Origin of the sequence: Exiguobacterium sp. TDN 0502, from assembly GCF_050846835.1 — a bacterium.
Taxonomy (GTDB): Bacteria; Bacillota; Bacilli; order Exiguobacteriales; family Exiguobacteriaceae; genus Exiguobacterium_A.
This window is the reverse complement of record NZ_JBOZGJ010000004.1, coordinates 58,860-83,035: the sequence shown is the minus strand read 5'-3', so window position 1 is coordinate 83,035 and position 24,176 is coordinate 58,860. Positions and strand designations below refer to the sequence as shown.

The 24,176-nt window shown below is 49.7% G+C and carries 24 protein-coding genes; 8 read left to right on the top strand and 16 right to left on the bottom strand.

What is annotated here, in order from left to right:
- Positions 1 to 160: 160 nt before the first annotated feature.
- Positions 161 to 1,096, top strand: a complete 936-nt coding sequence (locus ACRPK8_RS06210; RefSeq protein ID WP_432237412.1) for a peptidoglycan DD-metalloendopeptidase family protein — start codon at positions 161 to 163, stop codon at positions 1,094 to 1,096.
- A gap of 42 nt (positions 1,097 to 1,138) precedes the next feature.
- On the opposite strand, the gene ACRPK8_RS06205 is transcribed toward ACRPK8_RS06210, so the two are convergent.
- The 7 genes from ACRPK8_RS06205 to ACRPK8_RS06175 form a co-directional block, all read right to left on the bottom strand.
- A complete protein-coding gene (locus tag ACRPK8_RS06205) occupies positions 1,139 to 2,248 on the bottom strand; it encodes a glycerol dehydrogenase (protein WP_432237411.1) in 1,110 nt (369 codons plus the stop codon).
- A gap of 153 nt (positions 2,249 to 2,401) precedes the next feature.
- Positions 2,402 to 3,742 carry a branched-chain amino acid transport system II carrier protein gene (gene brnQ, locus ACRPK8_RS06200; RefSeq protein ID WP_432237410.1) on the bottom strand — a complete coding sequence of 447 codons (1,341 nt, stop codon included), beginning with the start codon at positions 3,740 to 3,742 and terminating at the stop codon, positions 2,402 to 2,404.
- A gap of 283 nt (positions 3,743 to 4,025) precedes the next feature.
- Positions 4,026 to 5,219 (bottom strand): acetyl-CoA C-acetyltransferase, encoded by a 1,194-nt coding sequence (locus tag ACRPK8_RS06195; RefSeq protein ID WP_432237546.1) that lies wholly within the window; start codon positions 5,217 to 5,219, stop codon positions 4,026 to 4,028.
- Between the two features lie 13 nt (positions 5,220 to 5,232).
- The gene (locus ACRPK8_RS06190; RefSeq protein WP_432237409.1) at positions 5,233 to 6,009 is read right to left on the bottom strand and encodes a 3-hydroxybutyrate dehydrogenase; all 777 of its coding nucleotides are present in this window, start codon (positions 6,007 to 6,009) and stop codon (positions 5,233 to 5,235) included.
- 5 nt (positions 6,010 to 6,014) lie between these two features.
- Positions 6,015 to 6,677: a 3-oxoacid CoA-transferase subunit B gene (locus ACRPK8_RS06185; RefSeq protein ID WP_432237408.1), complete on the bottom strand. Its 663-nt coding sequence runs from the start codon at positions 6,675 to 6,677 to the stop codon at positions 6,015 to 6,017.
- 13 nt (positions 6,678 to 6,690) lie between these two features.
- Complete coding sequence (locus ACRPK8_RS06180) at positions 6,691 to 7,392, bottom strand: CoA transferase subunit A (RefSeq protein WP_029341303.1); 702 nt, start codon at positions 7,390 to 7,392, stop codon at positions 6,691 to 6,693.
- A 24-nt stretch (positions 7,393 to 7,416) separates the two neighbouring features.
- Complete coding sequence (locus tag ACRPK8_RS06175) at positions 7,417 to 8,856, bottom strand: GntP family permease (RefSeq protein WP_432237407.1); 1,440 nt, start codon at positions 8,854 to 8,856, stop codon at positions 7,417 to 7,419.
- A 238-nt stretch (positions 8,857 to 9,094) separates the two neighbouring features.
- Here ACRPK8_RS06175 and ACRPK8_RS06170 point away from each other — a divergent pair, with 238 nt between their 5' ends.
- From ACRPK8_RS06170 to ACRPK8_RS06160, 3 genes are read left to right on the top strand one after another with little or no spacing between them, the layout of a single operon-like run.
- Positions 9,095 to 10,210 (top strand): GGDEF domain-containing protein, encoded by a 1,116-nt coding sequence (locus ACRPK8_RS06170; protein WP_432237406.1) that lies wholly within the window; start codon positions 9,095 to 9,097, stop codon positions 10,208 to 10,210.
- 55 nt (positions 10,211 to 10,265) lie between these two features.
- On the top strand, positions 10,266 to 10,433 hold the full coding sequence (locus tag ACRPK8_RS06165; protein WP_214729564.1) for a hypothetical protein: 168 nt from the start codon (positions 10,266 to 10,268) through the stop codon (positions 10,431 to 10,433).
- A 13-nt stretch (positions 10,434 to 10,446) separates the two neighbouring features.
- Positions 10,447 to 10,851 carry a DUF350 domain-containing protein gene (locus tag ACRPK8_RS06160; RefSeq protein ID WP_023467822.1) on the top strand — a complete coding sequence of 135 codons (405 nt, stop codon included), beginning with the start codon at positions 10,447 to 10,449 and terminating at the stop codon, positions 10,849 to 10,851.
- A 92-nt stretch (positions 10,852 to 10,943) separates the two neighbouring features.
- Here the strand turns inward: ACRPK8_RS06160 and ACRPK8_RS06155 are convergent, their stop codons facing one another.
- The 5 genes from ACRPK8_RS06155 to trhA form a co-directional block, all read right to left on the bottom strand.
- Positions 10,944 to 11,687 (bottom strand): hypothetical protein, encoded by a 744-nt coding sequence (locus ACRPK8_RS06155; protein WP_432237405.1) that lies wholly within the window; start codon positions 11,685 to 11,687, stop codon positions 10,944 to 10,946.
- A gap of 214 nt (positions 11,688 to 11,901) precedes the next feature.
- A complete protein-coding gene (locus ACRPK8_RS06150) occupies positions 11,902 to 12,162 on the bottom strand; it encodes a hypothetical protein (protein ID WP_432237404.1) in 261 nt (86 codons plus the stop codon).
- A 21-nt stretch (positions 12,163 to 12,183) separates the two neighbouring features.
- On the bottom strand, positions 12,184 to 12,882 hold the full coding sequence (gene rpiA / locus ACRPK8_RS06145; protein WP_432237403.1) for a ribose-5-phosphate isomerase RpiA: 699 nt from the start codon (positions 12,880 to 12,882) through the stop codon (positions 12,184 to 12,186).
- A gap of 42 nt (positions 12,883 to 12,924) precedes the next feature.
- A complete protein-coding gene (locus ACRPK8_RS06140; protein ID WP_432237402.1) occupies positions 12,925 to 14,649 on the bottom strand; it encodes a M3 family oligoendopeptidase in 1,725 nt (574 codons plus the stop codon).
- Positions 14,650 to 14,771: 122 nt separating this feature from the next.
- Positions 14,772 to 15,419 (bottom strand): PAQR family membrane homeostasis protein TrhA, encoded by a 648-nt coding sequence (gene trhA / locus ACRPK8_RS06135; protein ID WP_053453003.1) that lies wholly within the window; start codon positions 15,417 to 15,419, stop codon positions 14,772 to 14,774.
- A 112-nt stretch (positions 15,420 to 15,531) separates the two neighbouring features.
- Between trhA and ACRPK8_RS06130 the strand changes: the two genes are divergently transcribed.
- Together ACRPK8_RS06130 and ACRPK8_RS06125 are read left to right on the top strand one after the other, a co-directional pair.
- On the top strand, positions 15,532 to 16,047 hold the full coding sequence (locus ACRPK8_RS06130) for a DUF1836 domain-containing protein (RefSeq protein WP_432237401.1): 516 nt from the start codon (positions 15,532 to 15,534) through the stop codon (positions 16,045 to 16,047).
- 54 nt (positions 16,048 to 16,101) lie between these two features.
- On the top strand, positions 16,102 to 17,061 hold the full coding sequence (locus tag ACRPK8_RS06125; RefSeq protein ID WP_432237400.1) for a DUF4003 family protein: 960 nt from the start codon (positions 16,102 to 16,104) through the stop codon (positions 17,059 to 17,061).
- A 75-nt stretch (positions 17,062 to 17,136) separates the two neighbouring features.
- On the opposite strand, the gene ACRPK8_RS06120 is transcribed toward ACRPK8_RS06125, so the two are convergent.
- The 4 genes from ACRPK8_RS06120 to ACRPK8_RS06105 form a co-directional block, all read right to left on the bottom strand.
- Positions 17,137 to 17,412: a hypothetical protein gene (locus ACRPK8_RS06120; RefSeq protein ID WP_432237399.1), complete on the bottom strand. Its 276-nt coding sequence runs from the start codon at positions 17,410 to 17,412 to the stop codon at positions 17,137 to 17,139.
- A gap of 61 nt (positions 17,413 to 17,473) precedes the next feature.
- Complete coding sequence (locus tag ACRPK8_RS06115) at positions 17,474 to 19,228, bottom strand: EAL domain-containing protein (protein ID WP_432237398.1); 1,755 nt, start codon at positions 19,226 to 19,228, stop codon at positions 17,474 to 17,476.
- A 32-nt stretch (positions 19,229 to 19,260) separates the two neighbouring features.
- On the bottom strand, positions 19,261 to 20,892 hold the full coding sequence (locus tag ACRPK8_RS06110) for a sensor histidine kinase (protein WP_432237397.1): 1,632 nt from the start codon (positions 20,890 to 20,892) through the stop codon (positions 19,261 to 19,263).
- 83 nt (positions 20,893 to 20,975) lie between these two features.
- A complete protein-coding gene (locus ACRPK8_RS06105; protein ID WP_432237396.1) occupies positions 20,976 to 21,407 on the bottom strand; it encodes a YaiI/YqxD family protein in 432 nt (143 codons plus the stop codon).
- Positions 21,408 to 21,532: 125 nt separating this feature from the next.
- Between ACRPK8_RS06105 and ACRPK8_RS06100 the strand changes: the two genes are divergently transcribed.
- Together ACRPK8_RS06100 and ACRPK8_RS06095 are read left to right on the top strand one after the other, a co-directional pair.
- Positions 21,533 to 23,278 carry an ABC transporter ATP-binding protein gene (locus tag ACRPK8_RS06100; protein ID WP_432237395.1) on the top strand — a complete coding sequence of 582 codons (1,746 nt, stop codon included), beginning with the start codon at positions 21,533 to 21,535 and terminating at the stop codon, positions 23,276 to 23,278.
- Entirely contained in the window at positions 23,275 to 24,156 is an 882-nt protein-coding gene (locus tag ACRPK8_RS06095; protein ID WP_432237394.1) for an NAD(P)-dependent oxidoreductase, read from the top strand. The genes ACRPK8_RS06100 and ACRPK8_RS06095 overlap by 4 nt, the downstream gene beginning before the upstream one ends.
- Positions 24,157 to 24,176 lie beyond the last annotated feature (20 nt).

Here is a 24,176-nt window from a genome sequence, read left to right as displayed (position 1 = left end):
GATTCAACATTCAATAAAATTAAGTCTATTCAATATAATTTATTGAAATAATATCGAAATGTGAATGTAACATTTAAACATTTTCGTAAATGTTATACTCATCTATGAAATTTACATAACGGTTCTGTCACACAGCTTTAGAATTCAGGAGGAATAATTCATGCATGGTTTTTGGAAAGGTGTTTCAGCGACAGCCATCGCCGTCGCGAGTTTTGCATCGTTTGCCATCCCGCGTGCGGATGCAGCAACGACATTCTATAAAGTAAAGGTCATGGAAGACGGCTTACGGGCACGTACCGGTCCATCGACATCCTACGGAACAATCACTAGTTTCGATAAAGGTGATACATATAAATATCTGGGCCGAACAGGCAACTGGACAAAGATTCTCTACGGTTCTAAAAAAGTCTACGTCTCATCCACATACGTTAAAAAATACTCCGTGACGCGCTACTACAAAATCAAAGTCAACGTCGACAACCTGCGTGTCCGCAGCAGTAGTTCAACGAGCAGTTCGATTGTCGGAAGTGTCGATCAAGGAGAACGTTTCCGTTATCTCGGTCGTACAGGTGACTGGATTAAGTTCCTGTATGGTGGAGACAAACGATTCGTCCACGCGGACTATGTTACGAAATATGCTGTTCTGACATTAACGAACAGTACTGGAGCCTCTAAAGCATCCACGAAGAGTTTCGCGACACCGACGAGCGGTCCGATTACACAAGGATACGGACCGACGAGTGGGATTTACGGTTACACGTTTCATAATGGAATCGACTACGGTGCAGCAAAAGGCACGCCGGTTTACGCGACAGCAAGCGGTAAAGTCATCACATCCCAATATAAAGGCGCATATGGTAACTACGTCATGGTTTCGCATACGATCAACGGATCGCCGTTCATCAGCTTGTATGCGCACATGAACAGCCGCTCGGTTTCGGTCGGTCAAACGGTCGCACAAGGTCAAAAACTGGGAACGGTCGGTGAGACAGGTAACGCCTTCGGGACCCATCTTCATTTTGAGCTTCATAAAGGATCATACGTCTACAGCGCAACGTCTGCCGGCAGCAGCGTCAATCCGCTCGACTATCTCTAAATGACAATCCCCCTCGCCATCTCGGCAAGGGGGATTGTTTGCTTATCGATTGCGTTTTGCCTGATACGCTTTCGAATAGCGATCGGCTGCAATGATCGCATCGGCGACTTCGTCAGCAGTGACGTTGAACCCATTATGGATCGTCTCCCCGTCAGCCGTTGCTGCCTCGCCGACTTTGACGATGTCTTCCCGTGATGCATCCTTTAGCTTCACATCTTCGAGCGTCACCGGTAAGCCGAGGTCCGTATAAAATGCGATATAGCGCTCGATTTCTTCTTGTGGATGTTCTTCGAGCGCCAGTTGAACGAGTGTACCGAAGGCGACCTTCTCCCCATGCGTCAAGTGATGGATGTCCCCGTCAAGTGCCGTGAAGCCATTATGAATGGCGTGCGCTGCAGCTAATCCACCACTCTCGAAGCCGAGTCCGCTTAAAAGCGTATTGGCTTCGACGACGGCTTCAAGTGCTGGTGTGACGACTTGTGCCTGAACGGACTCATAGGCCAGACGCCCGTGTTCGAACAGGACTTCCTCGCACCGTTTGGCGATCGCTTGCGCGGCAATCGTCGGTCGTCCGCCTGCCATCGTCTCGCCGCCGAATGCAACGACACTCCGGACTTCGACCCATGTCGCCAGCGCATCGGCGATGCCGGACGCGAAGAACCGCGCCGGTGCTTGCGCAATCAGCTTCGTATCGACGAGAACGAGATCGGGATTCTTTTTATAGAAGCGATAACTTTCGAAAATTCCTTCGTCGGAATAAATAACAGACAGAGCACTCGTCGGCGCGTCAGTCGAAGCAAGCGTCGGCACGATGACGACGGATACGTTCAACTCATCGGAGACCGCCTTCGCTGTATCGAGCGTCTTCCCGCCACCGACACCCATGACGAACCGGACGTCCGCTGCTTTTGCTTGCTCAGCAATTCGCTGCACTTCATGCCTCGAAGCTTCACCGCTGAAATCGGCTTTCTCGATGCCGACGTTTTCGCCGGACAACGACTGCTCGACGCGTTCCTTGACGATTTTCCAAACGACATCATCCGCGATGACGAGCGCTTTTTCACCGAACGGGCTCACATATGTACCGAGCCGGTCAATGACATCCTTTCCTTGGACATACTTCGAGGGACTAATGAAGACACGTTCTGACATGTTTCAACATCCTTTCTGTAAGGGACACGATGGTCAATGACATACAGTAGAGGAATTGCCGTTTCGTCTCCCACTTAAACGTACAATTCAGTGAACAAAAAAACGGATAGCCGATCTGCTGATCGGTTATCCGTTTGATTGAATCGGTAATACTTAAGCAACCCGCGATGACGACTGTGTCTCCGCTGTTTTCTTACCGACGATGGCTCCGATCACTCCACCAATGATAGCTGGAACGACCCATCCGAGACTGACGGAAGCAAACGGTAATACGGCATCGAACGCGTTCGTGACGGCCGAGACGTTGATTCCTGCCGTCTTTAATCCATCAAACAAGCTGACGACGAATGTCATCCAAAGCGCCCCTTGATAAACGGCCGGTTTTCCTTTAAAGAGCGGATGCAGGAACGTCAGGAAAATCAGACAGATTGCCAGTGGATAAAGCGTCATCAAGACCGGTTTCGAGACGGCGAGCAATTGGTTCAGACCGATGTTCGCAACGAGTGCGCTGAAGATCGATAGACCAATCGTCCATTTGACGTATGAGATTTGTGGCACGAGGGCCGAGAAGAACGAGGCACACGCCGTGATCAACCCGACACTTGTCGTCATACAGGCGACTGTAATCATCAGACCAAGCAAAATCGCCCCGTATTCACCAAAGTAATGATCCGAGACAGCAGACAAGATTTCGGCCCCGTTCGCCAGTTGACCGATTTCCGAGACACTTGACGCGCCCATGAAGGCAAGCGCCGTATACGTGATCGCAAGTAAAGCTGCTGCGATCAATGACGCTTTCGTACAAATCAGCAACAACTGTCGCTTTGATGTGACACCTTTCTCCTTGATCGCTGCGATGATGATGATGCCGAAGACGAAGGCACCAAGCGCATCAAGTGTCATGTATCCTTCCTGGAAACCATTAAAGAAGGCATTCGACTGATATGTCTTCAAAGGATTCTGAAAACTTCCAATCGGATGAAGGACGGCGACGACAATCAACAACCCGATGAATGTAATCTTAATCGGCGTCAGAATCTTACCGACGACATCGACGATCTTCGTCGGGTTCAACGATAAAAGACAAGCGACCGTGTAGAACAAGACCGTGAAGATGAGCAGTGGCCAGTGGCTCGTCGACTCACTGAAGAATGGCTTGATGCCGATTTCGTACGAGACCGTTCCAGCGCGTGGAATCGCGAAGAATGGACCGATTGCCAGATATAGGATGACAGCGAAGCCGACTCCGAACGCCGGATGGACACGTGACGCCATTGCTTGTAGATCGCGTTCCCCTGAGTACGCGAAAGCGAGAATCGCGAGCAATGGTAGACCGACACCGGTGACGAGGAACCCGGCATTGGCGACCCAGACATGCTCCCCTGCGAGCTGTCCGAGCATCGGCGGAAAGATGAGATTGCCTGCCCCGAAGAACAGGGCAAAAAGCATCATGCCGATGACGATGATGAATGATGTTGGAACAGTTTTAGACATAATAAACCCCCACTGATGATTTCCGACTCCGTCCGCTCCCTAAGCGGATGAAGTACTTCGTTCGAAAGAATACCATACGTTTGAGACCTCGTGCTAGGAGTTTATCCGGAGAATATTCTGAAAATTGTGTTGAAAGTTTGATATAGCTCGTTTCTACATAATTTGCTACGTCTGTGCGTCGAAGCATGAAATCGGATTCATAAGTTCATCTGACTTAATGAGAAATAGCAAAAGCATCAAACGCAGAAATTAATTTTTTCCACGTCTGATGCTTTTCGATTTTTTATCTAGTTTCATATGCTTTAATAATCGTCGCAACCCCTTGTCCACCACCGACGCATAACGTCGCAAGCCCATGCGTCTCACCCGTCCGCTCGAGCTCATGAATCAACGTAACGAGAATCCGTGCACCACTTGCACCGATTGGATGACCGAGAGCAATTGCTCCGCCGTTCCGGTTGAGTTTCTCATGCGGGAACTGAAGCTCCGCATCAACCGCGAGGGATTGCGCTGCGAACGCTTCATTCGCTTCAATGACATCGATGTCGTCAAGCGAGAGTCTCGCTTTACCGAGCGCCTTCTGAACCGCTTGAACTGGACCGATTCCCATGATGCTCGGATCAACACCGGACGTTCCATTCGCAACAATCTCAACGAGTGGTGTCACGCCGAGTTCTTTTGCCTTCGCCTCTGACATGATGACGAGTGCCGCAGCACCGTCGTTGATGCCTGACGCATTACCTGCTGTGACCGTTCCGTCCTTTTTGAATGCCGGGCGCAAACGACTGAGTGTTTCGACAGACGTTCCCGCGCGCGGAAACTCATCCTGATCAAAACGAATCGGATCGCCTTTTCGTTGCGGAATCAATACTGGTGTGATTTCCGAGACGAACCGTTCTTCCGCGAGTGCCGTCTGCGCTTTTTGCTGACTCGTCGCCGCGAACTGATCCTGCGCTTCGCGGGAGAGTTCATACGCATCCGCTAAATTCTCTGCCGTAACGCCCATATGGTAGTCATTAAACGCACATTCGAGCCCGTCCTGGATGATCGTATCGACGAGCGGTTGGTCACCCATCTTCAGTCCAGACCGTGCGCCCGCGAGGACGTAAGGTGCCTGACTCATGTTCTCCATCCCACCGGCAACGATGACATCGGCTTCGCCTGACTTGATTGCCTGATACGCGAGATGGACAGCAGAGAGACCCGATCCGCAGACCTTATTGACGGTCATCGCGGGGCACGTCTCCGGTAATCCGGCAGCCAGTGCCGCCTGCCGTGCTGGATTTTGACCAAGTCCTGCTGAGAGGACGTTGCCGAAAAAGACTTCATCGACGTGACTCCCTGCGACGCCAGCTTTCTCGAGAGCCGCGCGGATGACCGTCGCTCCGAGTTCCGTTGCTTTGACGTCCTTCAAACTTCCATTGAAATTCCCGATCGCCGTGCGCGTCGCACTGACGATGACGACTGCTTCACTCATCTGCTCCATCTCCTTATTGAATCGTATATCCACCATCAAGGACGTTCGCTTGTCCGGTAATGCCTTTTGCTTTGCGGCTCGCAAGGAACAACGCGTAATCTGCGATTTCTTCGACAGCAAGGAGCCGCTTTTGCGGAACGAGCGGATAGATGACTTCCTCAAGTACCTTCTCAAGCTCAACGTGTCGCGTTTTCGCTAAGTCTTCCATTTGATTCCGAACGAGTGGTGTATCGACATAACCCGGACAAATCGCATTGACGGTGATCCCGTGCTCCGCTCCTTCAAGGGCTGCGACTTTCGTTAGACCGAGCAATCCATGTTTTGCTGAGTTATACGCTGCTTTACCGGCAAAGCCGATCAAGCCGTTGATCGATGCCATGTTAAGAATCCGTCCGTAGCCTTGTTCCTTCATGATCGGAAAGGCATGCTTGATCGCGATGAACGGTGCCGTCAGCATGATCTTGATCATCAATTCGAACTTCTCTGTCGGAAACTCTTCAATTGGTGAGACGTGTTGAAGACCCGCGTTATTGATCAAGACGTCGAGTCGACCGAACTGTTCGACCGTCTGCTTCAAGACCGCTTCGACCTGTGCTTCATCGGTGACGTTGAGCGTCATGCCGACTGCTTCATGACCGGCCGAACGAATCGCTGCCGCTGCTTCCTCTGCTGCTTCTGCGCGGACGTCTGTTACGACGACTTTTGCGCCAGCTGCTGCGAACGCCTTCGAGATTTCTAGTCCAATTCCACTCCCTGCACCTGTAACGAGTACGATATCTCCTTGTACCATCAGTTTCACTCCCCTGCCGTCACGCGCTCGAGTTCCGGACTGACCGTGAACCGAGCTTCCGTGACTTGTTTGACGTCCTCGACCGTTTGACCGTTCAGCGTCTCGATCAAGACCATCCCGTCCGGTGTAAAATCAAAGACGGCCCGGTCCGTGATCAGACGGTTGACGACGGCGCGTCCTGTCAACGGCAAAGTACACGCCTGTTTGACTTTTGATTCGCCGTGTTTGTTGACATGCTCCATGATGATGATGACGCGTTTCGCTCCATTGACGAGATCCATCGCCCCGCCCATGCCTTTGACCATCTTGCCTGGAATCATCCAGTTCGCGAGGTCACCGTTCTGATCGACTTCCATCCCGCCAAGGATTGCGAGATCAATATGCCCGCCGCGAATCATCGCGAACGACTCGGCACTATCGAAATAAGAAGCTCCGGTTTGTGCCGTGACCGTCTCTTTGCCGGCATTGATCTCGTCCGCATCGACCTCATGATCGAGCGGATACGGTCCAATCCCGAGCAGACCATTTTCAGATTGCAACATGACATGCCTATCATCCGGAATCGCATTGGCGATCAATGTCGGAATCCCGATTCCGAGGTTGACGTACATGCCGTCTTCGATTTCCTGAACCGCTCGTTCTATGATGATCTCTCGTGTCGTTCTCATATAGATCTCCTCCTCAAGCTTCCCGGACAGTCCGGCGTTCGATGCGTTTTTCATAATCCGTCCCGACGACGATGCGCTGGACGTAGACAGCAGGTGTATGAATCTCGTTCGGATCGAGTTCACCGACTTCGACCAGTTCTTCGACTTCAACGATCGTGACTTTTCCCGCTGTCGCGACAATCGGATTAAAGTTACGCGATGTCTTGCGGAAGACGAGATTCCCGAGACGATCTGCCTTCCAGGCTTTGACGATCGCAAAATCGCCGACGATTCCTTCTTCGAGCAGATAGGTTTTCCCGTCGAACTCCTTTTGTTCCTTTCCTTCGGCAATCGGTGTGCCGACGCCTGTTGGTGTATAGAATCCGGGAATGCCAGCACCACCGGCACGGATTCGTTCCGCAAGCGTACCTTGTGGAACGAGATCGACTTCAATCTCGCCACTGAGATACTGTTGTTCGAACGTCTTGTTTTCCCCGACATACGATGAAATCATCTTTTTGATTTGTCGCGTCTGCAAGAGGAGACCGAGTCCAAAATCATCGACGCCACAGTTATTACTGACGACCGTCAAATCCTTGACGCCCTTCTCTTGCAACGCGGTAATTGATTTTTCCGGGATTCCGCAGAGTCCGAAGCCCCCTACGACTAGCGTCGCCCCGTCAAAGATGTCGGCTGTCGCTTCCGCGAATGATGCATATACTTTCCCCTGTTTCATCTGATGATGCCCCCTTCTAACTTCTTAATACAATCCAGTTAAGCTATACAATCCAATCATCAGGAAGACCGTCACTGTCTTAAGGACTGTAATCATGAAGATATCCTTATACGACTGACGGTGTGTCAGTCCCGTGACCGCTAGCAACGTGATGACAGCACCGTTATGCGGTAACGTATCCATCCCGCCGGACGCCATCGAGATGACGCGGTGCATGACTTCCGGTGGTACGCCGCCTGACGTGATCGCCTGTGTATACTTGTCCGACATCGCACTTAACGCGATCCCCATCCCGCCGGATGCGGAACCAGTGACACCGGCAAGCGTCGTTGTCGTAACCGCTCCGTTGACGAGCGGATTCGTAAATGTCTCCGAGATCCCACTTGAGACGGACTTGAATCCAGGAAGTGCCGCGATGACGCCACCGAATCCATACTCAGCACCCGTATTCATGACCGCTAAGAGTGCGCCACCGATACTGATGTTCAGACCGGCCTGGAAGTTCGTCTTGATTTTCGGGAAGTCATACAGCATCGCGGAAAGAATTCCGATCAACAATGCCATTTGGACGGACCAGATCGCAAGAACGGCTGGTGTCTCAATCTTTCCGAATGCTTCTAAACCGATTGCTGAAAAGTCGAATCCTTCCGGATACCATTTTGGAATCGACAGGGTGAAGATTTTGTTCATGACAGCAACGAGGACGAGTGGAACGAAAGCAAGGACTTGACGATAGACTGGTTGACGGTCCGTTTCGAGCGTCATTTCCGGTTCGTTCTTCAATTCCATCTGCGGTGCGGCACTGGCCGCCGTCGCTTCAAATCCAGCGTATCCTTCACCTGCTTGATGGGCTTTTTTCTTGCGTGACTCGAGATACCACATGCCGACGACTAGGATGAACAATCCACCGACTGAACCCATGATCGGGGCAGCGTAGATATCCGTTTTGAAGAACGTCGTCGGGATGACGTTTTGAATCTGTGGTGTTCCTGGTAAGGCGTCCATCGTGAACGTGAACGCACCAAGGGCGATCGTTCCCGGGATGAGGCGTTTCGGGATGTTTGCTTCGCGGAACAAGTTCGCAGCGAACGGATAGACCGCGAACACGACGACGAACAGGCTGACGCCGCTATATGTAAGAATGGCGCCGAGCAAGACGATGGCAAGGATGGCACGTTTTGCACCAATCATCCGAATGATCGTCTTTGCGATCGACTCCGCGATACCGGACATCTCAACGACTTTTCCGAAAATCGCTCCGAGGAGGAAGACCGGGAAGTACGCCTTGATGAAGCCGACCATCTTTTCCATGAAGATGTTCGAGAAGAAGGGCAATACCCAGTCCGGGTTCGTCAGTAAGACGGCGAACAAGGCACAGATTGGTGCAAATAGGATGACCGAAAAACCACGATAGGCAACGAACATCAATAAGGATAAGGCAAGAAGAATGATGACAAGTTCCATGAGTAAGATCTCCTTCAAATGTAGTAAGCGCTTTCATTTCGCTTCTTCCTCATTTAACAATGCTGTATGCAGGAGGTCAATCAAATTCCGTTTTTCTATAAGTACAGCTTATAGAAATCATAAGTTCACATTATAGACACAATTGTTCGTTTTAGATTATGTTTTGATGGAACAGGAAATACATCTTTTTTGGCGTATCTAACTAGTATCGTACTTTTATTGAAGGGATGGACGATTGATGAAAAGCATCCTTTTTGACGTCCTGCATAACGTCACATTCTTAATGGCCGGATTTTATCTGCTTGGAAAATTGTCTCCCCTCCCGATTACCCGGGAATCTCCACGGTCGACCCGCGTGCTGTATGGTCTTGCCTTAAGCGTCATCTCGCTTCTCCTGATGCAGATGACGATTGAAGCAGCTCCCGGCGTCATGGTCGATTTACGTCACATTCCGGTCATTGTCGCCGCCTATTTTGGCGGTGCGATTCCGACGATGATCGTAACGGTTGCGATCATCATCTACCGCTTCAGTCTCGGAACGAACCTGGCTGCCTTTGTAGCCTTCGGTTTCATCGTTGCCGTAGCCCTCGGAACGACTCTGATCGTGCGTGAAATGCCGCCCTATGCCAAACGGACGTTCACGCTCGTCACGATCTATGCGACCGCTTTACATGCCCTTGTTTTGTCGATTGTCTTACCGAAACAGATTCTCTTGTTTGAAGTGATGACAATCGTCATTCCAGCTTCCTTCGTCAGTAGTTGGCTCGCCTTGCTGATCATCCGTGATATCCGTTTGACGAAACAGTCGTTACGGATGCTCCATCAAAAAGCACAACTTGACTTTTTGACGGGACTAAACAACTCACGTGCATTTAACGACTACTTTACGGATCTGAAACAACGGTTGATCCTGAACAAACAGTCCATTGTATTGGTGACGATCGATATCGATCATTTCAAGCACGTCAACGATACATATGGACATGAATCAGGCGACGAAGTACTGCGACAGTTCGCCAACCGACTGCGTGACGGCGTCGCAGAAAGCGGGTATCTATCGCGTAACGGCGGTGAGGAGTTTTCCATCCTGTTTGAAGGGATGGCTCTTGCTGAAGTCCTGCCGCTTGCGGAACAATTACGCGAGCGGATTGCATCCACTCCGTTTCATTTGGCAATGACGGATTTATCGCTCACGGCATCATTTGGTATAGCCGCGTATGATGAGACAACCTCTCAAATCGACCAACTCATGCCCGATGCCGATGCTGCGCTGTATCAAGCGAAACAACAGGGACGCAATCAAGTCGTTTTGTTTTCGCTCAATGCGGAATCGGCCGTCAGCTTTCAAGAATAACGATGGACGCCACTCCTGAAATCCGCTACCTTTAAAGTAGAGGTAGGTGAATGGCATGAAGTTAGCAAAAGGTCCCTATATCCTGATCGGCCTCCTTTTAGGTCTCGTGTTCGGATTCATTGGTGACAACTTCTATTTGTATGTATCAGCAGGCATTCTTGTCGGAGCACTGCTCGAATTATATGTTGCATACGAACAACGCAAGAAAAATAAAAAATCATGATGGAGGTACCAGCATGACATTCAGTGATCTATTCCTTTCGACGCTCTCGTATATCGGTGTCGCGACCGTACTCCTTGCGATCGGTGTCGTCCTGTTCGAAGTGACGACGAAATCAAAGGAGCTCGAACTCATCCGTAACGGGAAGAAAGCGGCCGTCTATGCCTTCGGTGGACGTATTCTCGGTCTCGCCATCGTCCTCTATTCGAGTATCTCGAACTCTGTCAGCATTCTCGATATGGTGTTATGGGGTGCACTTGCAATCGTTTTACAAATCGTCTTGTTCTATCTCGCGGATTTACTAATCCCACGGTTAAGCATGACGAAAGAGATTGATGCGAACAACGAAGCAGTCGGTTTGCTGCTGCTCTTCTTGTCGATTTCGATTGGTTTGATCATCGCAGGATCGCTTACATATTAAAATCTGCCCGTGATTCTTTTAAAAAGCTCCTATGAAAGAAGAAAATCTTCTTTCATAGGAGCTTTTTTATACCGAAGTATATTTCCATACTCTTATTTAATACTTGTAAAAGTCTTATCCCATTCCAGTAATTTATTGAACTCAGACATCTTAAAATCTTTTGGAAGATTCGTTACGTCAATCCATACCCATGAACGAAATGCTATAGCCCTCTCGTCATCTGCTCCCATCACGATCACCTTTCCAGCCTTCATCGATCCGTCTTTCATCTTCGTCACTAATTTTGCCAAGTCTTTTTCCACCGTATGTTTCGCTTCCTTATGTACGTTCACCATGATTTCAACATGCTGCATCGATGCTTCGCTCAATTCTGTATATCGCATTACATTGTTCAGTTTTACATCGTCTAAGGATAATTCTGGTGGAGAGTTCACCTCAATCCGAATAAAGTTGTTTCCATACACTTCTTTTGCTTCGTTCGTGAGCGCCTTACGAATATCGCGTGACCAAATTTCTTCTCGATATGTATCGTACAACTCATCATTATGATACGTGGCATAGAACGATACATGATCCTTCTTATCCGGTTCGTCCGTATGAAAGATTGCTCCGTACTCACTTCTAGTCGCATCGTATCGGGTAGACTCTAGGTCAAATTTCGTTTTGTATTCTCTCTCTAAATCTACCTCCAAACGTTTTCCGATTTCTTTTTCTTTGATCGGATTGCCATTCATGATTAAAACAAATGAACCAACGACAACAATAAAACCAGCGATGATCACGATCCAACCAAACTTCAACCACAACCGTCTCATTCTTCTTAACCACCAATACATACATGTGCCTCCTGCTGTTCATTCTTAATGCTTCACGGATTATTTTCTACAGTATTCATTCCTGATCGCTGGTCGCTTCGAATCAGTTCACTTCTGTCCAATACTTCAATTACATATTTGACAGTAATCGATATTTCATACACTAAAACTAAACGGCTGAAGTCCGTTCACTCCTCGGACTCAAGCCGTTTAAGCAATTCGTAGCTGATTTCGGTTATTTTTCAAGCTCTTCCAGTTCCGTCCGCGAACGCGGAAAACCGTTCGCTTGCCACTCGGCTCGATAGATCGAATCCAGTTTCGTCAATCCGACCTCATCCGGATCCTTCGTTGCATCTGGACTCGGATCCTGATCAAGATGCGCTAAATAATCACGTAGCGTATCGGTCTGTGTGCCCTGTTCCCGCTTCCTGAACAACAGTAGACTTGCACCGGCAATAACACCTGCTCCGAATAAATACCGTTTTTTCAAGCCCATACGGTTTCCTTCTTTCTTCCCTTAAACCAACCCACCACCGTCACGCAGTCGTGGATGCGCGATGCGTTTGACCTTTCCCTCTTCGACCGTCAGGACATGATCGGGCTGTCGCTCGAAGTAACCGGTCTCAAGCACACCCGACCAGCTCTTGACTTCTTTTGCGAACAACCGGACGTCTGAGACTGCTGATAAATCAACATCCAAAATCACGTGCCCTCCATCCGTGACAAAGGGACGATCGTCTCTGACGCGTAGTGTTGCTGAGACATGTTTATCACGCAACCGCTCGCGCACATACGGTAAGGCAAACGCATCCAGTTCAACCGGTAACGGTCCGCTTAAATGATGGACGAACTTCGACGAATCGGTCAGATAGAGCAACTCGCGACTCATCAAGGCAACGATTTTCTCACGAAATAGCGCACCGCCCCCGCCTTTGATTGTTTGGAACTGACCGTCGATTTGGTCGATCCCGTCGATCGTCACATCGATTTCCATTCCCTCTTCCAGGTCGATCAACGGAATCTGAAGACGTTCAGCGAGCTTCACCGTCGCAAGCGATGTCGCGACGCCTTGAATCTGTAGACCCGCCTGGACGAGTGGACCGAGCGCCTCGATGAACCGTTCCGTCGTCGAACCCGTCCCAAGACCCACTATCATCCCATCTTTTACATAAGCCAGTGCTGCTTCAGCAACTACTTGTTTCTCCTGTTCATACATCCGCATCCCTCCCTACACTTCTGTTCCCGTTTCGATTCGTCTTCAATCGACGGAGACGGATGATTCCGTCAGTGCGAGATACTGCTCAATCGCCTGGACGAGCGGTTGCTGGGCTTCAAGCCAAAACGCAACGGAGGTCGGATCGGCGTCGAGATGACGTGTAACAATCTCATCGATCGTCGCTTGACCGGAATCATGCATGACGGCTTCAAAGACTGTCGAAAATTGACTTGGATCCGCTTGAATCGTCCTGTACAAACTATTGCTGAGCAGATAACCAATCGTGTAGGGAATGTTGTAGAACGCAAGATTCGGGTTGAACAAGTGACTGATGTACATCCACTTATAGCGCGCCGGTTCAGGCAACACCGGACCGTAGGCTAACCGTTCTTCGTCTTGCAGGAGTTCACTTAACCGGTCGGCACTGACCGTCCCTTGCTGACGTTCCGCATAAAACCGTTGCTCGAACCGGAACATCCCGGGAACGATGCTGGCATATTTCAGTCCTTCCCGAATCTTGACCTCTAGAAGAGCAAGCACTTCTTCGCGTTCCGTCGTCTCTTTGATTGCAGCATCGAGGACGAGGTTCTCCATGAACGTCGAAGCCGTTTCCGCGATGCTCGTTCCTTTGACTTGATTTAAATATGGTTCGTCTTGCAGTAAATAATTATGATAGGCATGACCGAATTCGTGGGCGAGCGTCGCGACGTCCGGATAACTGTCGCGGTACGTCATGAAGATCCGGCTCTCCTTGGCAATCGGAAAGGCGGCACAGAATCCACCTTCCGCTTTTCCGGGGCGATTCTCTGCATCGACCCATCCCTTACTAAACACGTTTTCCGCGAAGGCGCCGAGCTGCGGATGCAACTGTTTGAATTGTGTCGTGACGATTGTCTGTGCCGATTCAAACGGAACACGCCGTACGGAGCGGTATGTACTCGTCTCAAAATCATGCCATTCGCCCGTTGACCGCTTTGCCTGAGCAATCTTACGGGCGTAATAGGCGTGAAAGAGGTCGCGGTGTTGATCGAGTGCGTCCATCATCGCTTGTAGGCTCGCTTCCGAAATCCGGTTCTGCTCAAGCAACTCGGTCAACGGTTGCTCCCAGTTCCGCATCTCATACGATTGTAGTCTAAAGCCGGCAATCCGGTTCAGAATCGTCGCAAACAGGTCAGCTTCTTTTGCACACGCAGCGTCAACCGCTGCTGCTGCCGCTAAACGAGCCGAACGGTCAGGTGCGAACGTCGCTTCATGTAGCGCCTGACCGATTGTGACCTGCTTTCCGTTCAAGTCGACCCGTAATGCCATGAAGCGCTGATTGTAAAGCTGTCCCCAGCCCTGGAATCCGTCCACACCGAGACCCTGCAACAATTGTTCCTGAACTAATGGTGCGCGTCGGGACTGGATGTCACGGCGCTCGTTCAAGAAGAACGCGTAGGGTGAACCGGCAACAAACGTTTCCCAGTCTTCTTCCGCTACTGTTGCGAGCTTTGTATCGAGTGCTGCCGCCTCACTGCGCACCATCGCTTGGACGAGTTCAATCTCTTCGAGCAATGAATGGACTTCTGAGCGCGTGACATCTTCAGCGTACAGGCAATAAATGAAGTCGCTCCATTCCTCGACGTCTCGTGCGACTTGCTGATAACGTTCGACCTGTTCTGTCACAGTAACGGGACGGTTCGTCAATGCCGCTTGTATCGTAGTAATTCCTGCTTTGACATCGTTAATCGTGTAGAGTTTTTCTAATTGCCATCGTGTCTGTTTCATGCTTTTCCTCCTATGCGTAATCTATTCGTTCTTTCATTCGTGAGAACGCTTCATTTCTCCTGTTTTTTCCATCGGTCATAAAAAAACCTCCCTCAGTCATTGACCAAAGGAGGAAATCATCATCACAACACGAAAAAATAAACACACAGGAAGTGAGCCAGACTTCCGAGAAGGACGAAGATATGGAAAATCTCATGGAATCCGAGATGCTTAAACGATAGGACACGCGGCTTCAGTCCATAGATGATGCCGCCGATCGTGTAAAAGATACCACCGAGGAACAATAAACCGATACCAAGCGGTGAGAGAACTTGCGCGAGTGGCGTGATCGCAAATACCATGATCCAGCCCATTCCGATATAGAGCGTCGTCGATAACCAACGCGGACTGTTGAACCAAACCAATTTGAACGTGATTCCGGAAACGGCAATCAACATGACGATGCTGAACAAGACCCAACCGGTCGGACCGTTCAGACTGACGAGACAAAACGGTGCATACGATCCGGCAATTAATAGATAAATCATCGAGTGATCCAGCCGGCGCCAGATGGCAATTGCCCGGTCACTGGCAAGGACCATATGATACGTGGCCGAAACGGCATAAAGTGCCATCATACTGACCCCAAAAATTATCGCTGCAACGATTGCGAGTGATGCTCCACGTTCTAATGATGCTTTAATGACGAGTGCGAGTAACCCGACAAAAGCAAAGACTGCCCCTCCCAAATGCGTTAATCCATTGATCGGTTCTCTCATATAAGCTTTCACTTTTGTTCCTCCCCTGATATGTAGTTTCGAATACTACATGGCGTTATATACATATTCTATCATATGATGGAGAAGTAGAAAGTCCTATTTTAATGATTTTGGAGGTTTTTTTATGACACGTTCTGACGACACGCGATCCGATCGTCAATTACAGCTTGAAGATATCCCGAACATCGATCTTTACATGGACCAAGTCATCCAACTGTTCGAACGGACATTCGAGGAAACGACGCGGAATGCGGACGAGACGATCTTGACGAAGACGATGATCAACAATTACGCCAAAAAGAAATTATTCTTTCCGGTGACGAATAAAAAGTATACGAAAGAGCATTTGATTCTGATCAGCCTGATTTATCAGCTAAAGAGTTCGTTTTCAATCAATGATATCAAGACGATTCTTACACCCTTAAACGAAGGAATCGAACAGAACCGACTCAATCTCGCTGACTTTTACCGGAATTACCTCGAGCTAACAGAACAAAATACAGCCCGCTTCATAACGGAACAAGAGGCTTTGACTGCGTCGACGACTGACCCGTTAGAGCAGATTCTCGCTATGGCTCATATGAGTAACTTGTACCGAAGAGCGGCAGAACAGTTGATCGACACTCAACTGAAAAAATAAGAGAACGGTTTCACTGCGTGGTACACTAAAAGAAAAGGCAGAGGAGGAACGGTCATGGGGATGGCAACGGCTTTCTTGCGACATTTAAATGACATCGGTCCAGAACTCAGAACGTATCAGGATGGTATTCTCATCGAACTGGCATTCGACCGGACGATTGGAACAGAGCAGGTCTCAACAAGTGTGTTACTTGATACGGCAGACGATTTAACGACACGACTGCGCACGCAAACTACTCAAGCATTACTTCTTGCTTCGAAGATTCATGCCTTTGACGCCCATGCACCGAGCCGCATAGCTGAAATGATGTCGATTCACGGCTATTTTAAATCGCACCGTTTATCGCATCCCTTGAATGCCTACTCCACTGCCCTGTTCATCAGCCGCCTTTCTCCGCAGGACGCGGTACTTGATCGCACGATTCAACTGTATACACGTCTCAAAAAACAGCATCGTTTCATCGTGACCCCTTTACTGACCTCTTTTATCTACTTTCATGCTGCGACGCGCGGTGAGATAGACGAATTAGCTACGCAGATCGAAACGGTTTACCAACGATTAAAACGACGCTTCGGTCGCGCCCAACAGACATATATCGTCGCCTTATTGTTCGCTTTATTACCAGAAAACGATTGGGACCGCTACATCGTACAATTGGAGACGTCACGAAAATTACATCGGAAGCATCACGTAACGCTCTCGTTTCATGGGATGCTCGCGTTACTCGGGAACCCGAGTGAACACGCCTCCTCCCTCGAACAGATGGCAGATGACTTACGGCAAGACTTACATTTTAAATATCGAAAAGATTTAATCTATTTGACGGCGATCCGGCTTTACTTGAGTCAACAGACGATTCTGCAACAACTCTTCCCGTCTTCCATTCTACCCCCAGATGGTACTGGCATCCCCTTCCTTCTTTTTCCCGTTGATTTGACGGATACCTCCCATGCGACGGATGGCGGAATCGACGGCGGATTCGATGGTGGAGGGGATGGCGGCGGTGGCGAGTAGACTGTTGAAACACTGCATCAAAAAAGCAATCCAGGTTCTGCATTTTTCGCAAAACCTGGATTGCTTGTTTATCGGTTATTCGTTTTCTTGCTGATTCTCGTCATCAGATGGCTCGACATCGCCATCTTCATCTGAAGCATGCGATAAATCTGGCGTTTCTTCACTTGAAGTGCCTTCATCTGGTTGTTCTGCATTTTTTGTTTCTTGCTCTTGCTGCTTCGAGTCTTTTTTATCTTTTGATGCTTCTGGTACGTCCGTATGATCTTGCGGATCACGTCCGGCAATCTCATCCTTCGTCATCCGGTTTCCCGAAGTAATCGGATCCGTTTCTTTTTCGTGTTGATCAGCCATTGGGCATCCCCCTTAAAATGTACTTGTTCCACATTTTAAAGTATTCCCGCCTGAAGCCACGTTAAACCTCAGATCGACCTCGGACAACGTCCTCGATGAGTAGCTGCTCGATCGGTTGTGGATGGTGTACCTCATACCCCTGCACATAAAGCTGCTCGTTCAACAATTGAATCTGTTGAAGCTGAGATGCTGTCTCGACTTCCTGGATGACAAGGGCGATGTTCAGCACGGATGTCAGGGAGTGCACGGAGCGAATCATCGACTGCTCCAGTTGATTCTGGACAAGACGACGGGTGAAGATTGGATCTAGTTTGACTGCTTGAACCGGCAGACGTAAGAGTGAATTCAACGAAGCATAATGACTACCGAAGTGGTCAACGGTCAGCCGATAGCCTGCATGTCGTAATTGCTCCAGTCGATTGATCGCAAAGCGACGACGCGTTTGTAATACTTCCTCACGAATCTCAAGAATCAGTCGTTCTTTCGGAAAATAGGATTCTTCCGAAAGTCGAATCAATTCAGAAAACAACTTCTCCGATTCAAACTGGTTCGCTGACAGGTTGACAGCAACAGATATCTTTCGGCCAAATGCCGCTTCTAGGCGTCGTTGATCCTGGATGGCCTGACAAATCGTGAATCGCCCGATGTCAGGGAAGATTTTCATTTTTTCGGCAATCGGAATGAAATCCGACGGACTGACGAACCCAAGCACCGGGTGATTCCAGCGCAACAATGCTTCAACCGCAACAAAATGTTCTTGTTTGGCATCGACGATCCATTGGTAATACAGTTCGAACTGTCCTCGTTCCATCGCATGGGATAACTCGACTTCAAGAACCGACGCGAACGGATGTTGTTCCACACTCCGGTCTGGATTGACGAACGACGTCCGCCGTTTTCCTTCATGTTTGACTTGTTGCATCAAGGCTTCGGCTGCATAAATCTGTGTCTGACGATTCGTCATGTCTCCCGTCAATAGACTGACACCAGAGGAAGCCGTCACCTGAATCGGTTGATCGGTAATACCAACAATCGGTTTTTCAATCGCTCCCATGATCAAATCGGCAAACGTTTTAGCATCCTGTTCAAAGTCTTGTTCCTGTTCCAGTTCTGCTAAAATGACGAACTCATTCCCGTCCATCCGTCCGACGACATGATTCGGTAACGGCAGATATTTCAGACGTTCTGCGATTTTCCGAAGGACCTCATTTCCAACCCGGTAGCCGTGCGTCGCATTAATGGTGTGAAACCGGTCGAGATTCAAGACCATCAAAAATGCCGGATGAATCGTCACGCTTGAAATCAGACGGTTCATATAGCGCTCATTATAGACATCGGTCAAAGCATCTTTAATGACATACGTTTCGACATTGATCGACTTACTGATGATATCCGCGTAGCGTTCGACCAGGGCCACATCCTGTTCCTTGAAGTCAAACGGTCGGTCATCAAACGCACAGAGTGTTCCGATTTTTTCGTTCTCGGCATTTCGAATGGCAACGCCGAGGAAACTCCCGTTCCCGAGTGCTATCGTTACGGGATGATTGACCGTCAGCGGGTCATGGAGCAGTTCATTAATCGACACCTTCCCATCCGTTTCATCGACGACCAGTTTACAGAGGACCTGTTGGAAGACATGGGTCGAACCTTCTTCAATTAGTTGCCGCTCGTGATTGATTGCTTTGACGACGAAATTACTGTAGGAATCATTCAATGCAAAAAATAACGTGTTGACGCCGATCCGCTCACTTAACTTCTCGAGAACCTCCTCGACGAGCGGATGAAGTGCTTCATACCGGATATGCGAATTGTTCACCGCGTCTTCCTCCCTTCCTTGTACGATTTTGGTCATAGATCAAACGGCAGCTGAATGATGAAGGTACTGCCCTCTCCTTCGGTCGACTGAACGGAAATCGTTCCGCCGTGATCGAGAACGATCATCCGACAAATCGCAAGCCCTAAACCCGTTCCTCCGATTTTGCGCGTGTCCGAATTATCCGCGCGATAGAACTTATCAAAAATATACGGTAGTGCTTTTTCTGGAATTCCGATTCCTTCATCTGAAATTTCGATCCGTAATTGATCCGACTGGTTTGATCCTTTGATTCGGATTGCTCCACCTTCAGGCGAGTATTTAATCGCATTCATGATCAAGTTCGTCAAGAGTTGCTTCATTTTTTCCTCACTTGCTGTAATCGTATAAGTACCCGGTTCGAATGCGACACTGACCCGGTGCGCCCGGCTCGCGAGATCAAATAAGGGTTTCATCTCAAACATCAACTGTTTTACATCAAGCGATTCTTTTTGTGTACCGTGCGTTGAATCCTCGCCTTTTTGAATTTCTAGGATATCGTTGATCAGCTCCGCGAGACGGACCGTCTCCGAGTGAATCGTCTGTAAATACCGTTGCTGACGCTTCGGTTCGAGTTCACGCTTCATCAACAACTCCGTAAAGCCCATGATGGAAGAGAGCGGGGTCCGCAACTCGTGTGAGACGATTGAAACGAACTCCGCTTGTTTTAAGTCGAGTTCCTTATCTTTCGTCACGTCACGTAAGACGAGCATCATGCCCCACTCGACGTTTGCAATCGCAATCCGTTCAGCATAGGCACTCAGCAGTAAATTCCCGCGAAAGGCCGAGAGCTCAATCGTTTCGCCTGGAATATCCCCGTTCATCAATTGACCGATGTAATCGTGCAGCGCTTCTGGCTGATCGACATGTTCGAACAGTGACGTCGCCCGCTCATACGCATGGCGGAATCCTTGCGCCTGATTGACGAGTTTTGGCGGAAACATGTTCAGCAACGCCTGGTTGGCATAGATTTGTTCTCCACTGCTCTCGATATAGAGGACCGCTTCCCGAATCGAATCGAGGAGTTGATAGGTTTTGATTTTTTCATGTTCCATCTGATGAAACAGGAGATGCCGCTCTAGTGTCATCCCGAGTTTTCGTGAGAGATCCAGTAAGTCACCGACCTGCTCTAGATTGAACTGGGCAAAAGCATGACGGATGTATAGCAATCCGACGACTTGTCCGTTACTAGGAGACTGAACGGGAATCGCCGACTCGAATTGATCGCCAGTCGGCAATTGAACCGATTTACGCATGACGAACGCGCGACGCAGGACGGAATATTGATCGAGATCCTTTTCAATCAACTCCATCTCGTCAAGTCCTTGTGCGACAAGGTGATTCAACTGTTCCCGCCGATATAAGAGAATCGCTCCTTCCTCTACATCGAGCAATTGCAACAGAATCATCAAGACAGTCTCACAGGCTGCTTCGACACTCTGTGTCGCCAACGCTTCCATGATTTCATTCCGTTGCTTCAATTTCATTTCGACTTCTCGTAAATTCTGTTGTAACCGATTGATCTCACGTTGATCGAGTGACGTAAGAGATGCTTCAGTTGATGTCGGAACCGTTCCTTGGCGCAATCGGTAAGGACGATCCGAATGATCGCGTAAAATTCGTTTCAACGTGTTGTCTCCTTTCTGAATGCATTCCTGTTTCAAATTATAGCACGGTCAGTACCGTATCAACAGTTCCAGTACGGTCTTACTCACATGCTGGTTTGCACTAGTGCACGAAAAGCATCTTCGAACGCTCGGTCTGCGTCACGCGTGCGTTTTTTCGGTCCTTTCGTCCGCCCCCCGGCTCGCCGGATTTGTTGTCCGACATGCCGTGTGTGAAGCAATAAATCGATATTATCATTCGTGAACTGACGACCATTTTGATCGATTGCAAGCCCTCCCCGCGCTAAGACGAGCGCTGCTAGACCGTAGTCTTGCGTCACGACGAGATCCCCGCGTGTCATCTGGTTGACGATCGCATAGTCGACGGCGTCCGGTCCTTGACCGACCGTGATAGTCGTCGCCCCTTCCCGCATCATTTGGTGTGCCGTATCACATACTAAAAAGACGTCATGTCCCTGTCGGTGTCGAATGACGAGATCGACGACAGGACATCCGTCCGCATCTACGAAAATTGACATTATGATTCCTCCCTTATCGTACCCCCGTTTAGTGTCACAAACGGAAAGAAATTCTGTCAAGTCGCGCTTCCCATTTGACCGCTTTCTTGTTCTTTCGGACAATGGTAAAGAGAGGAAGTGTTGAAATGAACGCTGCGACGTTCCAGTCTTTTTACCTGTTATTAAAAAAAACGAAACCCCCGCTCGGTTTGCTGACCGCTGCTGTCTCCGTCTCTGTCATCCAGGCACTCGCTGCCTTGGCGATTCCCTGGTTTTTAAAATCATTGATTGATGGATTCACGGTCGATCAGCTGACCCCTCAATTAATCAGCCTGTTCGTATTCGTCTTCATCGTTCAAGTCGTCGCGAACGCGTTGTCGATTTATTGGCTGCAGATCGTCGGTCAGCGGATCGTCGCCAATTTACGGACGCTTCTTTGGAAGCACCTGCTGACGTTGTCCATTCCATTCTACGATGAGACGAAATCCGGTGAACTCGTCTCACGGCTTAATAGTGACGCAACAACACTTCAACAGTTGCTGTCGGAACAACTCGTCCGTCTGCTGACGTCCCTCGTCTCAATCGTCGGGGCGATCACGATCCTGTTTTTCCTCGATTGGCAGATGACGCTTGTCATGGTCACCGCCGTTCCGGTAACACTCTTGATCATCATTCCGCTCGTCCGCAAACTGCACAAGATCTCCCGCGAGACCCAAAAGGAACTTGCTGGATTATCTGGTTTTTTTGCCGAGATGCTCGGTGAAGTCCGCCTTGTCAAGTCACAAGCGACAGAAGAGCACGAGCTCGGGCGTGGGAAGACTCGGATCGAGAACCTGTACGGATACGGTGTCAAGGAAGGTCGGATCCAGGCCCTCTTGTTGCCTCTATTTAATGTCACCTTGACGACGATGTTGATCTTAATCATCGGCTTCGGTGCCTACCGGGTCGCGACGAACCAGATCACCGCTGGCGAACTCGTCGCCTTCTCGCTCTATTTGTTCCAAATCATGACGCCACTCGTGACGATGACGGAGTTCATCACGAAGTTACAAAAGGCACGCGGAGCGACGGAACGGATCATCGAACTGTTGGATGAGACACCGGAAACACCCGGGCATGTTGATGCCTCCCGTCCGTTCACCGACGTCACCGTTGAGCAGTTAACGTTCGGCTATAATGAGACACCGATTTTACAGGATGTCAGCTTTACGTTACCCCGCGGTAAGACGACAGCCATCGTCGGACCGAGCGGTTCCGGCAAAACGACGTTATTTGCGTTACTTGAGCGGTTCTATCAGCCAACTTCCGGAACCATCCGGCTTGGAGAACACGCGATCGCCGATTTAACGCTCTCATCCTGGCGCCAGGCAATCGGTTATGTCGCTCAGGACTCTCCGGTCTTATCCGGTACGATCCGTGATAATCTCACCTACGGTCTTATGGATGACGTGAGCGAGGAACGCATTCGGGAAGCTGCAAAAATGGCGAATGCTGATACGTTCATTGAAGGTTTCCCGGAAGGGTATGCGACGGAAATCGGGGAACGCGGTGTCAAACTGTCCGGTGGTCAACGGCAACGGATTGCGATCGCCCGTGCGCTCTTACGTGATCCGGAAATCCTACTGCTTGACGAAGCAACCTCCAGTCTTGACTCCGAGTCGGAACGTGTCGTCCAGGAAGCACTCGAGCGATTGATGGTCGGTCGGACGACGTTCGTCATCGCCCATCGTCTCGCGACGGTCCGCCATGCCGATCAAATCATCGTCCTGGAACAGGGTCGGATTTCTGGTATCGGGACACATGATGCCCTTGTCGCAAACAATCCATTGTATAATAGGCTCGTAACGCAACAATTCATCGGCACGGAACGTGCAAGGGGGAATCACGTATGAAGACAGTCGGTTTTATCGGACTAGGTGTCATGGGACAGGGAATGGTCCGCAATCTCCGCAAGGCAGGCTTTGCGGTCAAAGGCTACAACCGCACGAAAGCAAAAGGACTCGTCCTTGAAGCGGATGGTGTCGAAATCGTTGATACGATCCAAGATGTCGTCACGGACGTCGACGTCGTCATCTCGATCGTCGGTTATCCTCAGGATGTCGAGCAGATCTACTTCGAAGACGGGATTCTCGATCATGCAGCACCGGGAACGATTCTGATTGATATGACGACATCCAGTCCAGCGCTCGCTGAGCAGATCGCGAAGGAAGCGGCAGCACGAGGTCTTCAAGTACTTGACGCACCGGTTACAGGTGGTGACCTTGGTGCGAAGAACGGAACACTCGCGATTCTCGTCGGTGGTGAGGACGCCGCCTTTACGCAAGTCAAACCTCTGTTTGAAGCGATGGGCAAATCGATTTCACTCTTCGGTGGTCCAGGGAAAGGGCAATCGGCAAAGCTCGCGAACCAGATCGCAATCGCCGGCTCGATGATCGGAACGGCGGAAATGCTGTTATTCGTCACGCGGTCCGGGATCGATCCGACGCAGTTCATCGAGACGATCAAGTCCGGATCTGCCGGTAGCTGGAGTCTTGAGAATTTGATTCCACGTGTCATCGTTGAAAACTACTCACCTGGTTTCTTCGTCAAACATTTCATCAAGGATATGCGTCTTGCGCTCGAACGGGGAGCCGAGATGGGCATCGCGACGCCCGGTCTCGCGCTTACGAAGGATTTATACGAACAGCTTGCTGAGATGGGACATGCCGATTCCGGGACCCAAGCGCTGTATCTGTTACTTGCCGAACGCTCACGCGCTTCGGTGGAATAAGCAAAAGCCTGTACGCTACG